The sequence below is a fragment of the Mycobacterium innocens genome (assembly GCF_900566055.1).
Lineage (GTDB): Bacteria > Actinomycetota > Actinomycetes > Mycobacteriales > Mycobacteriaceae > Mycobacterium > Mycobacterium innocens.
Genome location: NZ_UPHQ01000250.1, coordinates 1 through 14,884, shown reverse-complemented (window position 1 = coordinate 14,884; position 14,884 = coordinate 1). Strand labels below are relative to the sequence as shown.

Here is a 14,884-nt window from a genome sequence, read left to right as displayed (position 1 = left end):
ACCTGGAAGCATTAGATCCGTCAATCAACCGATTGGCCGAGACGAAGTAGTGCAAGCCCCCCACGCGCTCACTATCCGTGAGGCACCAGCCACCGCTTCGCGCTCACTTTTATGTGAGGCACCTCGGCATCGACTTCACCGACCTGGACAACTTCGCCAACGGATTCCCGCACGAGCTCTTCGCCGTCCACCGCCGGGAGGCGCCGGTGTACTGGCACCAGCCGACCGACAACACCCCGGACGGCGAGGGCTTCTGGTCGGTCGCCACGTACCCGGAAACGCTTGCGGTGCTGAAGGATCCGGTGACGTACTCGTCGGTCACCGGCGGGGAGCGGCCGTTCGGCGGCACGCTGCTGCAGGACTTGGCCATCGCCGGCCAGGTGCTCAACATGATGGACGACCCGCGGCACGCCCAGATTCGCCGGCTGGTCAGCTCCGGGCTGACGCCGCGGATGATCCGCCGGGTGGAGGATGACCTGCGGGCCCGGGCGCGCCGGCTGCTGGACGCGGTGCAGCCGGGCGAACCGGTCGATTTCCTGGTCGACATCGCCGCCGAACTGCCGATGCAAATGATCTGCATTCTGCTGGGAGTGCCGGAATCCGAACGACATTGGCTGTTCGAGGCAATCGAGCCGCAGTTCGACTTCGGCGGCTCCCGCAAGGCGTCCCTGTCGCCGCTGTCGGCCGCGGACGAAACCGCGCAGGCGGGGTCGCGGATGTACGCCTACGGCCAGCAGTTGATCGCGTCCAAGCGCGCCAACCCCACCGACGACATGCTGTCCGTTGTCGCGAACGCGATGCTCGACGATCAAGATGCGCCGGCTCTGTCGGATCTGGAGCTCTATCTGTTCTTCAGCCTGCTGTTCAGCGCCGGCGCGGAGACGACGCGCAACGCGGTGGGCGGCGGGCTGCTGGCGCTGGCTGAACACCCCGAGCAATTGCGGGCGCTGCGTAGCGATCTCGATATGTTGCCGACGGCGGTCGAGGAGATGGTTCGCTGGACGTCGCCGTCGCCGTCCAAGCGGCGCACCGCCACCCGCGATGTCACCTTGGGCGGACACTCGATCCGGGCGGGGCAGAAGGTACAGATCTGGGAGGGTTCGGCCAACCGCGACGCCGCCGTGTTCGACCACGCCGACGAGTTCGACATCACCCGAAAGCCGAACCCGCACTTAGGGTTTGGCCAAGGCGTGCACTACTGTCTGGGAGCCAATCTGGCTCGGCTGGAACTGCGGGTGCTGTTCGAGGAAGTGCTCTCGCGGTTCGCCGACGTGCGCGTGGTGCGGCCGGTCGAATGGGCTCGCAGCAACCGGCACACCGGCATCCGCCACCTGGTCGTGGAACTACGTGAGGGGCAGTGACACTTCGGCTCGCCGATGCCGAGCCGTCACCCGATGTCTTCGCCGCGGTGATGGCGACCGGCATCGTGTCGATCGCCGCCGAGAAGCACCACTATCGTCTGATCAGCGAGACCATGGGCGTTCTGGCGTCGCCAGGTTTGGTATTCCTGATCGCCCTGGTGATCCTCACCCGCCGGTTTCGCGTGTGGGACCTGCGCGATCCTGACATCACGCTGCGGCTGTTCACCTTCTTCGCCGCGTGTGCGGTGCTGGGCCGACGATCGCTGAGCACCGTTTCGCTGGTGTTCTGCTGGATCGCGGTGACGGCGTGGGTGATCGTGGCCATCGCGGGCCTGCTGCGACTGCGGCGCGCCGTGGTGAGCAACCGCGATTAGTGGCCCCGGAGCCGCACGCCCGCCGCTCGCAGCTCGAGTGCGGCCAGGCCCCGGATGGTGGCGGGATCCTCACGGCGCCAACCGCCGACCGGATCCGCGCTGACCGCGGCCAGTTTGGCCGGCGACCGGTTAGCCAACGCCCGCAGCGCCAGCAGCTGCTGACCTGCCGCGGTGGCGGCCAGGGTCGTCACGGTCCACTTGCGGCGGAAGAACCGCAGCCGCAGGAACAGCCACGGCATGGCGACGGCGAGGATCGGCGTCGCAGCGACCGCCAGTGCCAGCAACACGGCCAGCCAGCTCGCGGTGGTGTCCAGGCTGTGGCCGGCGCCGGCGATGTCGAGCGCGGCCTCGCTGGCGGCCGTGATGGGCTTGCTGACCGCATCACCCACCAACGGGATGTGCTGAGCTCCATGACCCGCCGACGCCAAGTTGCCGGCAATGCCCTGGGAGCCGTTCTCGATTTGGCGGCCCGCCTCGGCGATGGTCGAGATGGCGCTGTGGACGGCCAGACCGACCAGCACCCAGACCGTCGTCCACGCGGCAACGGTGATATCGCTGAACAACTGGATGGCCAGCCGGACGGGTCTGGTCGAGTAGGGCAAAAACCGCGATCGCATAGCACTGATACCAGCACAGTGCGCGGCCCGACCCCACCGATAGGCTGGCCCGATGTTGCGTCCCGCATTGTCCGACTACCAGCATCTGGCCAGCGGCAAGGTTAGGGAGATCTACCGCATCGACGACGGCCACCTGCTGTTGGTCGCCACCGACCGGATCTCGGCGTACGACTACGTCCTGGACAGCACCATCCCGGACAAGGGCCGCATCCTGACCGCCATGAGCGTGTTCTTCTTCGGCCTGGTCGATACCCCCAACCATCTGGCCGGGCCGCCCGACGATCCGCGTATCCCCGATGAGGTGCTGGGCCGCGCGCTGGTGGTGCGCCGACTGGAGATGCTTCCGGTGGAATGCGTGGCGCGCGGCTATCTGACCGGCTCGGGCCTGCTCGACTACCAGGCAACCGGAAAGGTCTGCGGGATCGCCCTGCCGCCGGGTTTGGTCGAGGCCAGCAAGTTCGGTGCGCCGCTGTTCACCCCCGCGACCAAAGCCGCGCTGGGCGACCACGATGAGAACATCTCGTTTGCCCGGGTGATCGAGATGGTAGGTGGGGTGCGCGCCAACCAGCTGCGCGACCGTACTCTGCAGATCTACGTTCAGGGCGCCGACCACGCCCTGCGGAAGGGGATCATCATCGCCGACACCAAGTTAGAGTTCGGTATCGACCGAGACGGCAACCTGCTGCTGGCCGACGAGATATTCACCTCCGACTCGTCGCGGTACTGGCCGGCCGACGAATACCGGCCCGGCGTGGTGCAAACCAGCTTCGACAAGCAGTTCGTCCGCAACTGGCTGACCAGCCCCGAGTCCGACTGGGACCGCGGCGGCGACCAGCCGCCGCCGCCGCTGCCCGGCGCCATCATCGAGGCCACGCGGGAACGTTACATCGAAGCCTACGAACGCATTTCGGGTCTGTGGTTCGGCGACTGGATCGGACCGAGCGCATGACGGACCACGCCGCACCGCCGTTGGCCAAACGAGTGGACACTCGACGGGAGCACCACGGTGACGTCTTCGTCGATCCCTACGAATGGCTGCGCGACAAGGACGATCCCGAAGTGATCGCCTACCTGGAGGCGGAGAACGCCTATACCGACCAAGCGACCGCTCATCTGGAACCGTTGCGGCAGAAGATCTTCGACGAGATCAAGGCGCGCACCAAGGAAACCGACTTGTCGGTGCCGACCCGGCGCGGCAACTGGTGGTACTACGCCCGCACCTTCGAGGGCAAGCAATACGGCGTCCACTGTCGTTGTCCGGTTACCGATCCCGACGACTGGGACCCGCCACGGTTCGACGAGAACACCGAGATACCCGGTGAGCAGGTGCTGCTCGACGAAAACCAGGAGGCCGACGGGCACGACTTTTTCGCGCTGGGCGCGTTGAGCGTCAGCCTGGACGACAACATACTTGTCTACTCCATCGACGTTGTCGGCGACGAGCGATATACGTTGCAGTTCAAGGATTTACGCACCGGGGAAAGATATCCCGACGAGATCGCCGGCATCGGCCCCGGAGCGACCTGGGCTGCTGACCACCGCACCGTTTACTACACCACCGTGGACGACGCGTGGCGCCCGGACACGGTATGGCGCTACCGGCTCGGGCCGGGTGCCGCGTCCGAGCAGGTCTATCACGAGTCCGACGAACGGTTTTGGCTCGCGGTGGGGCGCACCCGCAGCAACGCCTATGTCGTCATCGCGGCGGGCTCGTCGGTCACCTCCGAGATCCGCTACGCGGACTCGGCCGACTCGACCGCGCAGTTCGCTATCGTGCTGCCGCGCCGTGACGGCGTCGAGTACTCCATTGAGCACGCGATCATCGGCGGACAAGACCGCTTTCTCATCCTGCACAACGACGGTGCGGTGAACTTCACCTTGGTGGAAGCCCCGGTTGAGGATCCGGCCCGGCAACGCACGCTCATTGCGCACCGCGAGGACGTCCGGCTCGACGGTGTGGACGCCTTCGCCGGCCACGTGGTGGTCAGCTACCGCCGCGAAGCGTTGCCCCGGATCCAATTGTGGCCGTTCGGTCCCGAGGGGGAGTACGGCAAACCGGAGGAGATCGCTTTCGACTCCGAGCTGATGGCGGCCGGGCTGGGTCCCAATCCCAACTGGGATTCGCCCAAGCTGCGCGTCGGCGCGGGATCTTTCATCACTCCGGTGCGGATCTACGACGTCGATCTGGTCACCGGCGGGCGCACCTTGCTCAAAGAGCAGCCGGTCCTGGGCGGCTACCGTCGCGAGGACTACGCGGAACGCCGCGATTGGGCTCACGGGGACGACGGCACCCGCATCCCGATTTCGATCGTGCATCGGTCCGACATCGAATTCCCAGCGCCCGCAGTCATCTACGGCTATGGTGCCTACGAGATGTGTGAAGACCCCCGGTTTTCCATCGCCCGGCTGTCGCTGCTGGACCGGGGAATGGTGTTCGCCATCGCGCATGTTCGCGGCGGCGGCGAGATGGGCCGCTTGTGGTATGAGCACGGCAAGATGCTGCACAAGAAGAACACCTTCACCGACTTCGTCGCGGCGGCAAAGCACTTGGTGGATTCGGGGCTGACCCGGCCGGAGCGGTTGGTGGCTCTGGGCGGCAGTGCGGGCGGTTTGTTGGCGGGCGCGGTGGCCAATATGGCGCCGGAACTCTTCGCCGGAATCCTGGCGCAGGTGCCCTTCGTCGATCCGCTGACCACCATCCTCGATCCGTCGTTGCCGCTGACCGTCACCGAATGGGACGAGTGGGGAAACCCGCTCCACGACAGCGACGTCTACGCATACATGAAGTCGTACTCACCGTATGAAAACGTGGCAGCCAGGCGGTACCCGGCCATCCTGGCGATGACATCGCTCAACGACACCCGGGTCTACTACGTGGAGCCGGCCAAATGGGTGGCAGCGCTTCGGCACGCCAACACCGACGGCAATCCGGTCCTGTTGAAGACACAGATGAACGCCGGGCACGCCGGGATAAGCGGACGATACGAACGCTGGAAGGAGACCGCTTTCCAGTACGCCTGGCTGTTGGCTGCCGCCGGGTGTGCCGGCGACCACTGACACGGGCCGCGAGCGTGACGCTGCAGTCACATTCGGACCCGAACGTGACTGCAGCGTCACGTTGCGAACCCTGAGCCGATTTACGTTCAAACGCTCGCCGTGCCCGCCGGTGTCTTGGGCAGGAACGCCGCGGGGATCAGTGTCGACACCACCAGCACGGCCGCGATCACGAACACCACCGTGTAGGCGTGCGAAAGGTCGTGCACTACCCGGCTTGCGAAGTCGGGCTCAAGGGCCTGCTGCGGTATCGCCGACGGGTCAACCGCGACGCCATGTCTGACCGCCTGCTGCTGCAGGGCAGCGATTTTGTTTGCCACGCGGATGTTTTCGCTGCGATTGAACTGGTTGGTGAGGATCATCGACATCAGCGCGGTTCCTATCGAGCCGCCGACCTGCTGGGTGACGCTGATCACCGCCGACCCACGGGCAATCTCCCGCGGTGCCAGTGTCTGGATTGCGGCGCCCGAGAGCGGCATCATCGTGCAACCGGTCCCCATGCCCAAAACCCCGAGGCCGGCCAACAGCGTCGGTAGATAGCCCGCCTGCCTGGCCACACCGAAAGCGAAGATGCCCAGGCCGGCGGCGATCAGTGTGAGGCCCACGAGCACGCTCTTGCCCGGTCCCCGCCTGTCCATGAAGGCGCCGGCGAACGGCATGGTCAGCATTGCGCCCAGCCCGTTGGGAATCAGGTGCACCCCCGACTGCATCGGTGTTTGATGCAGAACCTGCTGGAGATAGCTCGGCAGCAGCAGCGCCGCACCGAAATAGCCGACGGCGAATGTCATGAAGGTCAGATTGGCTCGGGCGAACACCCGGTTCGTGAACAGCCGCAGATCCAGAAGCGGATGATCGGCTCGATGCCAGGCATGCCACCCGAACAACGCAACCAGCATCAGCCCGACGATCACCGGGACGGCCACGTAGCGGTCGGTCACACTGCCGCGGCCCGGGATGGACGACACCCCGAACAGGAACGTTGCCAGGCCGGGCGACAGCAGCAGCACCCCGACGAGATCGAAGGTCTCCGTCGGAGCGGGCTGGTCTTTGGGGAACACGAGTGCCGCCAGGGTGAACGCGACTAACCCGATCGGCAAGTTGACCAGGAAGATCCACGGCCAGCTGAAGGCACCGATGAGCCAGCCGCCCAGGATCGGCCCGCAGATCGGGCCGAGCAGCATCGGGATGCCCAGCACCGCCATCATGCGTCCCAGCCGCTTGGGGCCGGCCACCCGGGTCAGGATGGTGAACCCCAGCGGCATCAACATGCCACCGCCGATACCCTGAATCACCCGGAACGCGATGAGCGCCAGAATGTTTGGCGCCAACGCGCACAGCAGTGAGCCGAGCGTGAACGCCAGGATGGAACCCATCCAGAGGCGCTTGGTGCCGAACCGGTCGGCCGCCCAACCTGTTAGCGGGATCACAGTTGCCAGCGCCAGCGTGTAGCCGGTCATGGTCCAGCCGACCACGGCCTGGATGGAGTCGAACTCGGTGATGAAGGTGCGTTGCGCGACACTGACGATGGTGGCGTCGAGGATCGTCATCACCGAGGCCAGCACGCAGACCCCGGCGATCCGGAAAAGCCGCGGATCGAGCCGGTCGGGGTAGACGTGTTCGCCGGGGCTGTGCTGCCCCGTGGCAGTTGTGGGCAGCGCGGCGTCGGCCGGTGCGGAACGCGCCTTGTCCATGGCGCTGCTGAGCATATCGACACGTGTCATCGCTACCGCTGCCGGGACCGGCTCGGCCCCCGGTGACCGGCCCCGCGGCGAGCCGGATATCCGCACGTCAGAGGCACTGGATAGACGCCTGTTGGCTGCGTGTACTTCACTGTCCGGAAACCTGGCATCGGCAAACTGAACGTGTGTCTGGAAAACTGATCGTCTCGGTCTCGGGGATAGGTGAGCGCACCCTGGCCGGCGTCGAGGCATTCTGCGCGGAGATGGATGCCCGATCGGTGCCGGTGTCGCTGCTGGTTGCTCCGCGACTCAAGGGTGACTACCGCCTCGACCGGGACCCCCGCACCGTCGAGTGGCTGGCCGCCCGGCGTGCCGGCGGCGACGCCCTGGTACTGCACGGCTACGACGAAGCGGCCACCAAAAAACGTCGCGGCGAATTTGCGACGCTGCTTGCCCACGAGGCCAACCTGCGGGTGATGGCCGCCGACCGGGTGCTCGAACACCTGGGGCTGCGTACCCGGCTGTTCGCGGCGCCGGGCTGGGTGGTGTCCCCGGGTGTCGTCAAGGCATTGCCGGGAAACGGTTTTCAGTTGCTTGCGGATTATCACGGGATCACCGACCTGGTCCGCAAGACCACCGTGCGCGCCCGAATACTGGGCATCGGTGAGAGCTTCCTGACCGAGCCGTGGTGGTGCCGGATGGTGGTGCTGTCGGCCGAAAGAATCGCGCGGCGCGGCGGCGTGGTGCGCGTCGCCGTTTCGGCCCGGCAATTGTCCAAGTCCGGCCCGCGCCAGGCCATGCTGGATGCCGTCGACCTGTCGATGATGCACCACTGCACACCGACGGTGTACCAATGGCGGCCCAACAGGGCTGTGCTCGACGCCGCCTAGCTGACGCCCAGCCGCATGGTCAGCCGCCGTGAGCGGTGGCACTACCCTGTACCGACATGAGTGATGCTTCAGTAGGTTCGGGGGCCGTGTCGGACGGGTTTACGGCTGACGCGATCATCGTCGGAGCTGGCCTGGCCGGCCTGGTCACCGCCTGCGAGCTGGCGGACCGCGGCCTGCACGTGCTGATCGTCGATCAGGAGAACAGCGCCAACCTGGGTGGGCAGGCGTTCTGGTCGTTCGGCGGCCTGTTTTTCGTGGACAGCCCGGAGCAGCGCCGGCTGGGCATCCGCGACAGCCATGAGCTCGCATTACAGGATTGGCTGGGGACGGCCGCTTTCGATCGGCCCGAAGACCATTGGCCGCAACAATGGGCCCATGCCTATGTCGATTTCGCGGCGGGGGAGAAGCGCAGCTGGCTGCGGGCCCGCGGACTGAAGATCTTCCCGCTGGTGGGCTGGGCCGAGCGTGGGGGTTACGACGCGCAGGGCCACGGCAACTCGGTCCCGCGGTTTCACATCACCTGGGGAACCGGCCCCGCCCTGGTCGACATCTTCGCCCGTCAACTGCGGGACCGCCCGAACGTGCGCTTCGCACACCGGCACCAGGTTGACCGGCTGATCGTCGAAGGTGACGCGGTGACGGGTGTCCGGGGCACCGTGTTGGAGCCGTCGGACGAACCGCGCGGCGCGCCGTCGTCACGAAAAGCATTGGCTAAGTTCGAATTCCGGGCGTCGGCGGTGATCGTGGCCAGCGGTGGCATCGGTGGCAATCACGATCTGGTGCGCAAGAATTGGCCGAAGCGGATGGGCCGCGTCCCCAAGCAGCTGCTCAGTGGGGTGCCGGCACACGTCGACGGCCGGATGATCGGCATCGCCCAGAAAGCCGGAGCGCGGGTGATCAACCCCGACCGGATGTGGCATTACACCGAGGGCATCACCAACTACGACCCGATTTGGCCGGACCACGGCATCCGGATCATTCCCGGCCCGTCCTCGCTGTGGCTGGATGCAGCGGGAAATCGGTTGCCGGTGCCGTTGTATCCCGGTTTCGACACGCTCGGCACCCTCGAGCACATCACCCAGTCCGGTTACGACTACACCTGGTTTGTGTTGAACGCCAAGATCATCGAGAAGGAATTCGCCCTGTCCGGTCAGGAGCAGAACCCCGACCTGACCGGGCAAAGCGTGCGTCAGCTCCTGCGGTCGCGGTTCCGGTCCGGACCACCGGGACCGGTGCAGGCCTTCATCGACCGGGGCGTGGACTTCGTCAGCGCCGACTCGTTGCCTGAGTTGGTGGCCGCCATGAACGAGTTGCCCGAGGTCGATCCGCTGGATTACGAGACAGTGGAAGCCGCCGTCACGGCACGCGATCGTGAGGTGGCCAACAAGTTCACCAAAGACGGTCAGATCACCGCGATTCGCGCAGCCCGCAGCTACTGGGGTGACCGGTTGGGGCGGGTGGTGGCACCGCACCGGTTGACCGATCCCAAGGCAGGCCCGTTGATTGCGGTCAAGCTGCACATCCTGACCCGAAAGACGTTGGGCGGCATCGAAACCGACTTGGACGCGCGGGTCCTCAAGTCCGACGGCACCCCACTGACCGGGCTGTATGCGGCCGGCGAGGCCGCCGGATTCGGCGGGGGCGGCGTGCACGGTTACCGGGCGCTGGAGGGCACCTTCCTGGGTGGTTGCATCTTCTCCGGCCGGGCCGCCGGTCGCGGAGTCGCCGCGGACATCACGTAGCGGCTATTGCGTCTCGCCCTAGAAGGCGACCGCGTTTTCCTCCGGCAACACCTGGAAATCGGTGTCGGTCATCTCGGTGAGCCGGCCGTAGTAGATGCTGCGCGCGTCGGGAGCGATGATCCCTTGGTGGATCGGCACCGCCCGAGCCGGTGCGACCGCACGCAGATAATCAACAGCCTCGGAGATCTTCATCCACGGCGCGGCGGCCGGAGTCGCCAATACGTCCACCGGCTCGTCGGGCACGAACAGCGCGTCACCGGGGTGCATCAGGCTGGCGCGACGGTCACCGTCGTCGACCAGATACGAAATGTTTTCCACCACAGGGATTTCCGGGTGGATCACCGCGTGCTGGCCGCCCACGGCCCGGATGGTCAGCCCGCCGACCGCCAGTTCGTCGCCGACGTGCACCGCCCGGCACGGCGCGCCCAGCTGCGCGGCGGTTTGCGGATCCGCATACAGCGCCGCATCCGGGTTGCCCTCGAGCAGCGCAGGCAGCCGCGCGGCATCGACGTGATCGGGATGTTGGTGGGTGATCAGGATTGCCGCCAGGCCGGTGATCCCCTCGAAGCCGTGCGCGAACGTACCGGGATCAAAAAGCACGCTGGTGCGGCCGAACTCGGCGAGCAGGCAGGAATGCCCGAAATGCGTCAGTTGCATGTCCACGATTGTGCCCCGATGCGGTCCGCACCGATGCGTGTCCCCCCGGGATGTTCGCGTCGCGGCCGGACGGGCACGGCCAGAGGTGCCCAGTTCACACTCGCTTGGTGCCCACGTGACGAGCCGCAACGGGTGCGGCGCCGGGATTCGGCCTGGCGCAAGTAGTTTGCTGCATGCGGATCCGGCACACGGTAGGGTCGGCTCATGTTGAGACTCGACGTTGTCTACAGCGCGGCGACGCACACCTGGCCAGAGCTGCGAGACAACGTGCTGCGGGCCGAAGCTGAAGGGTATGGCGCCGCGTGGGTTTATGACCACATGTCGGGTGCGGTGCTATCGAGTCCCCGAATGCTGGAATGCTTCTCGCTGGCCGGTGCCTTGGCGGCAGCCACGTCCGCGATAGGCATCGGCACCCTGGTGGTGAATGCCGCCAACCGGCCGGCGGGGGTGACGGTAGCTGCGGCAGCCTCGCTGCAAGAGATCAGCGGCGGACGCTTCATGTTCGGCCTGGGCGCCGGCGCCGCCCCGGGTAGCCCCTGGGCGGTAGAGCATGAGCTGCTCGACTTCCCGCTGCACCATTCGATGCGGGAGCGCCACGATCACCTTTGCGACGTGCTGGATCTTTGCGACGTCCTGTGGGACCCGCATCGAGCCGACAAATGGGCAGGCTTTCCGTTGCCGTCGCCCCGCCCGCCGGTGCTGCTCGGAGTCAATAGCGTCGCCCTGGCCTCGATAGCCGGTGCGCGATGCGATGGCGTAAACGTACGCCTTGATCACCCGCGAATCGGGCAGTTCTTCGACGCGGCGCGTCGGGCCCGGGCCGCGTCCGCCAATGCCGATGCGCCCTTCGACATCAGCGCCACCACGCCCATGAGCGAAGCCGCCCGCGATCCCGACGGGCAGGCCCAACGCCGGCTGGCGGAGCTGGGTGGCCACCGGCTCATCCTGGTTTCCTGAACGGAATTGGCGCTTGCCTCGATTTTTCGCGCGGGCTGGCTGGGCGGGCTGGCCGGCTGTCGGCGGGCTGGTGATGTCGATTGTGGCATGTGGGTGTGACGGTTCGCCCGGTGTCGCTCGGGGGGCGGGCTTTCCTCGGGCCGGCGGGTCTTTCGTCTGGTCGGGTCACGCGGAGGCAGGTTAGGCGAAGCGAAGGCGGCGCGGATCTGGGTCCAGGCGGCGGCGATGGCGTGTGCCCAGCGCCAGCTGGTGTCGATACGCAGCCGGGTTTGTCGGGCACTGCAGGTGATGCGGGCGGCGACGTGCAGGAGGACACGGTAGCGAAACGTCGCGATTTCGCAGCACGCCAACTCGGGATGGTCGGTGAAGCCGATGAGTTTGGCCCAAGCGATCAGATCTGTTGCCGCCATGACGATTTCGAGCCAGGCCGCGTTGGCTTCGAATGCGTTGAAGGGCAGGTTGGGCAGGCCGGTGGCTTTGGCTTGACGGATCCGGTCCTCGACGCGGGCGTGTTGACGGTGCCGCAGTTCCAGCCCGGCGAGCTGACCGGGCACCACGCCGTCGGGGGTATCGGTAAAAAATCCGGTGACGCGGTGCCCATCGGAGTCGGTGAACCTCAGCTGCGCGCCCGGATGCCGGCCTTCCAGGCGCAGGATCAGCCGGGTACCGGTCGGCCATTTCGACAAATCCACCAGCGCGGTGGCTTCGGCGACCCAGGCGCCGTCGCGGATGCCGCCGGAATCGATCGCCGGATACCAGCCGTCGGCGGTGTTGAGCACCTCGACCGCGTCGCGGATCGGCGCGTCGATCACCGCTCCCAGCGAAAACCCCACCCCCGATATCCGGCAGGCGGCCGCAAACCCGTAGGTGGCGCCGGCCGAGTCGGAGCGGATCAACACCTTCGGGGCATCGGGGTTGTCCGGGTCGGGTCGATACTGCGCCGGCAGCGACGCCAACGCCTGATCGAGCACGCTGATGTGATCGTCGGTGGTGTTGCTTCCCGCGTTGCCCTTGCGCAGCAGCCCGGCCAGCGCCTCCCCGGCGGCGATGTCGGGACGGTCTAAAAACACCAGCAGCGGGTGAAACCGCGAACGTCTTCTTCCAGGTCGCCGCGGCGTTTTCTTTGTTGTCGGAATGGTCGACGGTGATGGTGGCATCAACATCGAGGTGCAGCCAACCATCACGGTCGGGGGCAGCACCGGCGGCCCAGGCCTGTTGGCGGGCATGCGCACGCGCCGTCCGGATCCGCGGCAGGTGAACAGCGTCGATACGCTCATCGACCAACCGCCATAACCTGGTTGTCGAGGCCACCTCGCCGAACACCTGCTCGCGATCCCCCCACAACCGGGCGACCCCGTCGACGCAATCCGCACCGTCGGCCACAGCGGCAGCCAGGTCGGCGAACACATCCCCGGGCGCATGAATCCACGGCCCTTGGTAGGTGTCGGCCAAGGCCACCGTTACCTGCGACGACAACCCGGTCAAATCGGCGACCTCGCGCAACATGCCCGCACCGGCGTGCGACACCACGCCCCGGCCGTCCGATGACACTTTGACGCGAGAAACCGCTGCGCTACTCGTCACCTAGAAAGTGCCCTCCCGCTCGGAATGATGGACCTCTAGCAGTCTCATTATCCCTTGCAGGAGAGGCACTTTCGCTAACTTGGCATCGTGTCACGCCAAGTTGCGCAAAATTCAGGCTTACTTATCGGGGCGCTGCCGCACCTCGTAACGCATCGCCCGATTAGGGCGGGCCTTGGTCCCGTATCGACGTGCATCTAGTATCACAGCGTTGATTTCGACCGCGCTATCGAAAAAATCGTCCCCGCGTATCGATGATCGGAGGTAACTGGCGTTTTAATTCGCTGACTGCACGTTTCAGGCATGCCGGAGGTTATTCACATCAACATACCGGCCCCCCCGATTGAATCAAACAACTTGCGCTCCTGCGCATCACATGGAAGGAATCAGTGAACAGGTTATGCCGTACACCATCAAACAAACATTCCGGGTTGAAATAGGCCACCGCACCTGGAGCCATCACATGCCCACCAGTAGAGGTGGCAGCGAGTTTTACACACCGGATTTGATAGCCAATAAATGTGCGAACCTTCACGGTCACACGATCTACGTTTCCGTGACGCTGGTCGGGGACAGTCTTGACGAGCAATATTTCCTCTTGGATACCGACCTGCTGGAACAGGCATTCCGGCCGATCCTGGACGAGTTCGACTTCGCTTTTGTGGTCGACCGGCACGACCCACTCTATGAGGACATCGCCGCGGTGGTGCACAAGGGTGGGCTCAAGCTATGCACGGTGGATTTTTCGCCCACATTCGAAGGTCTGGTGCGGCACTTTTATGACCGCCTGCAGGCCGTTATCGCGGAAAAGGGGTTGGCCGACCAGCTCCGAATCAAGGAAATGAAGGTGCTCGGCGAACTGACGGTGGAGGCCACCTACAGCGGCGAATAGGACTGCGCAGCCGGGGCGGCATCGGCCAACCTCGAGACAACCGTCAAAGTCTTAGCGGCCAAGGCGCCCCAGGCGCATATCGAATGTTCGCCGCAAAACTTCAGATGTGCTGCCCAGAATCGAGCTACGATCCCGTCCTACTGATACGGATTGAGGTCGACGATGCCGGGCGCGGCTGCGAGGTGCCCGATGTCGCACGTACTTGTTGTGCCGCAGGTCGTGGCGGTGGCGGCCGCCGACGTCGGGCGGATAGGCGCCTCGCTGGCCGCGTGGAACGCGGCGGCCGCGGCTTCGACAACTGCAGTGGTGAGTGCGGCCGGCGACCAGGTTTCGGCGGCCATCGCCGCCCTGTTTTCCCAGCACGGCCAGGCCTATCAGGCATTGGCGAAACAGGTCGCAGCGTTCCATCACGAGTTTGCGCAAGCCCTCAGCACCGGTGCCGGCTCATATGCCGCCGCGGAGGCGCCAGCGCGTCGCCGCTGGAGACGCCGCTGTCTCGCCCGCTTATCGGCAACGGCGCCAACGCCACCATGCCGGGCGGCAACGGCGCCGACGGCGGCTGGTTGTTCGGCAGCGGCGGCAACGGCGCGCCCGGCGCCCCGGGCCAGCTCGGTGGCAACGGCGGGTCAGCCGGACTCTGGGGCACCGGCGGCCTCGGCGGCGCGGGCGGCAGCGGCGGTCCCCGGGGCGGCAACGGCGGTAACGGCGGGCTGTTGCTCGGCGACGGCGGCAGCGGTGGGCTGCTAATCGGTGGTGGCGGCGCCGGTGGTGTCGGGGGGATCGGCTGGCACAACGCAATCGGTCGACCAGCCACTGGTTGACCGGCACGACGGACTCCGACCAGGAATCGACAGTAATAGCTGGGCAGACCGGCGGCATAGTTATTCCCCGACCTCAAATCAAGATCAAATATTCAACGGGGCACGCCACTCGGGTCTATCGGTGGATTGTGGCTGATCCGAAAACAAGGTGATTTGGGCGCACGAAAGCTGGATGCGAGGTGAGGAGATCTCGCACCCAGGAGTAGGGCTGAGGCGATGTTGAGTTGGTTTAGGCGGCTTGGCCGGTGGGTTCGATGGT

12 protein-coding genes and 2 pseudogenes are annotated in these 14,884 nt (G+C 65.9%); 9 read left to right on the top strand and 5 right to left on the bottom strand.

The genetic code is table 11. From position 1 onward, the window contains the following. The first annotated feature begins 113 nt into the window (after positions 1–113). Positions 114–1,361, top strand: coding sequence for a cytochrome P450 (locus EET03_RS23925; RefSeq protein ID WP_075541082.1), 1,248 nt, complete (start codon positions 114–116; stop codon positions 1,359–1,361). Further along, positions 1,358–1,735: a TDT family transporter gene (locus tag EET03_RS23920; protein ID WP_075541083.1), complete on the top strand. Its 378-nt coding sequence runs from the start codon at positions 1,358–1,360 to the stop codon at positions 1,733–1,735. Before EET03_RS23925 ends, EET03_RS23920 begins: the two co-directional genes overlap by 4 nt. Here the strand turns inward: EET03_RS23920 and EET03_RS23915 are convergent. Then, positions 1,732–2,352, bottom strand: coding sequence for a hypothetical protein (locus EET03_RS23915; RefSeq protein ID WP_075541084.1), 621 nt, complete (start codon positions 2,350–2,352; stop codon positions 1,732–1,734). The two genes, EET03_RS23920 and EET03_RS23915, sit on opposite strands and share 4 nt — an antisense overlap. Positions 2,353–2,407: 55 nt before the next feature. Here EET03_RS23915 and EET03_RS23910 point away from each other — a divergent pair, with 55 nt between their 5' ends. After that, positions 2,408–3,301 (top strand): phosphoribosylaminoimidazolesuccinocarboxamide synthase, encoded by an 894-nt coding sequence (locus EET03_RS23910; protein WP_075541089.1) that lies wholly within the window; start codon positions 2,408–2,410, stop codon positions 3,299–3,301. Beyond that, on the top strand, positions 3,298–5,409 hold the full coding sequence (locus tag EET03_RS23905) for a S9 family peptidase (protein ID WP_075541090.1): 2,112 nt from the start codon (positions 3,298–3,300) through the stop codon (positions 5,407–5,409). Before EET03_RS23910 ends, EET03_RS23905 begins: the two co-directional genes overlap by 4 nt. An 86-nt stretch (positions 5,410–5,495) precedes the next feature. On the opposite strand, the gene EET03_RS23900 is transcribed toward EET03_RS23905, so the two are convergent. Then, positions 5,496–7,112: a DHA2 family efflux MFS transporter permease subunit gene (locus EET03_RS23900; RefSeq protein WP_208649128.1), complete on the bottom strand. Its 1,617-nt coding sequence runs from the start codon at positions 7,110–7,112 to the stop codon at positions 5,496–5,498. A gap of 158 nt (positions 7,113–7,270) precedes the next feature. Between EET03_RS23900 and EET03_RS23895 the strand changes: the two genes are divergently transcribed. Both EET03_RS23895 and EET03_RS23890 read left to right on the top strand, forming a co-directional pair. After that, a complete protein-coding gene (locus tag EET03_RS23895; RefSeq protein WP_063469664.1) occupies positions 7,271–7,975 on the top strand; it encodes a DUF2334 domain-containing protein in 705 nt (234 codons plus the stop codon). Positions 7,976–8,010: 35 nt separating this feature from the next. After that, a complete protein-coding gene (locus EET03_RS23890) occupies positions 8,011–9,717 on the top strand; it encodes an FAD-binding dehydrogenase (RefSeq protein ID WP_099193771.1) in 1,707 nt (568 codons plus the stop codon). 18 nt (positions 9,718–9,735) lie between these two features. On the opposite strand, the gene EET03_RS23885 is transcribed toward EET03_RS23890, so the two are convergent. Then, positions 9,736–10,374 carry an MBL fold metallo-hydrolase gene (locus tag EET03_RS23885; RefSeq protein WP_075541092.1) on the bottom strand — a complete coding sequence of 213 codons (639 nt, stop codon included), beginning with the start codon at positions 10,372–10,374 and terminating at the stop codon, positions 9,736–9,738. A gap of 204 nt (positions 10,375–10,578) precedes the next feature. On the opposite strand from EET03_RS23885, the gene EET03_RS23880 reads away from it, so the two are divergent. Further along, a complete protein-coding gene (locus tag EET03_RS23880) occupies positions 10,579–11,331 on the top strand; it encodes an LLM class flavin-dependent oxidoreductase (RefSeq protein WP_075541086.1) in 753 nt (250 codons plus the stop codon). 188 nt (positions 11,332–11,519) lie between these two features. Here the strand turns inward: EET03_RS23880 and EET03_RS23875 are convergent. Beyond that, positions 11,520–12,915 (bottom strand): annotated as a pseudogene (locus EET03_RS23875) (IS1380 family transposase); the annotation flags it as partial. 397 nt (positions 12,916–13,312) lie between these two features. Between EET03_RS23875 and EET03_RS23870 the strand changes: the two are divergent. After that, positions 13,313–13,804 (top strand): 6-pyruvoyl trahydropterin synthase family protein, encoded by a 492-nt coding sequence (locus tag EET03_RS23870; RefSeq protein WP_167470692.1) that lies wholly within the window; start codon positions 13,313–13,315, stop codon positions 13,802–13,804. A 137-nt stretch (positions 13,805–13,941) separates the two neighbouring features. On the opposite strand, the gene EET03_RS31945 is transcribed toward EET03_RS23870, so the two are convergent. Then, complete coding sequence (locus EET03_RS31945) at positions 13,942–14,145, bottom strand: hypothetical protein (RefSeq protein WP_075541087.1); 204 nt, start codon at positions 14,143–14,145, stop codon at positions 13,942–13,944. Here EET03_RS31945 and EET03_RS23865 point away from each other — a divergent pair. Continuing rightward, a pseudogene (locus EET03_RS23865) lies at positions 14,054–14,589 on the top strand (PE family protein); the annotation flags it as partial. The gene EET03_RS31945 and the pseudogene EET03_RS23865 sit on opposite strands and share 92 nt — an antisense overlap. Positions 14,590–14,884: the final 295 nt, after the last annotated feature.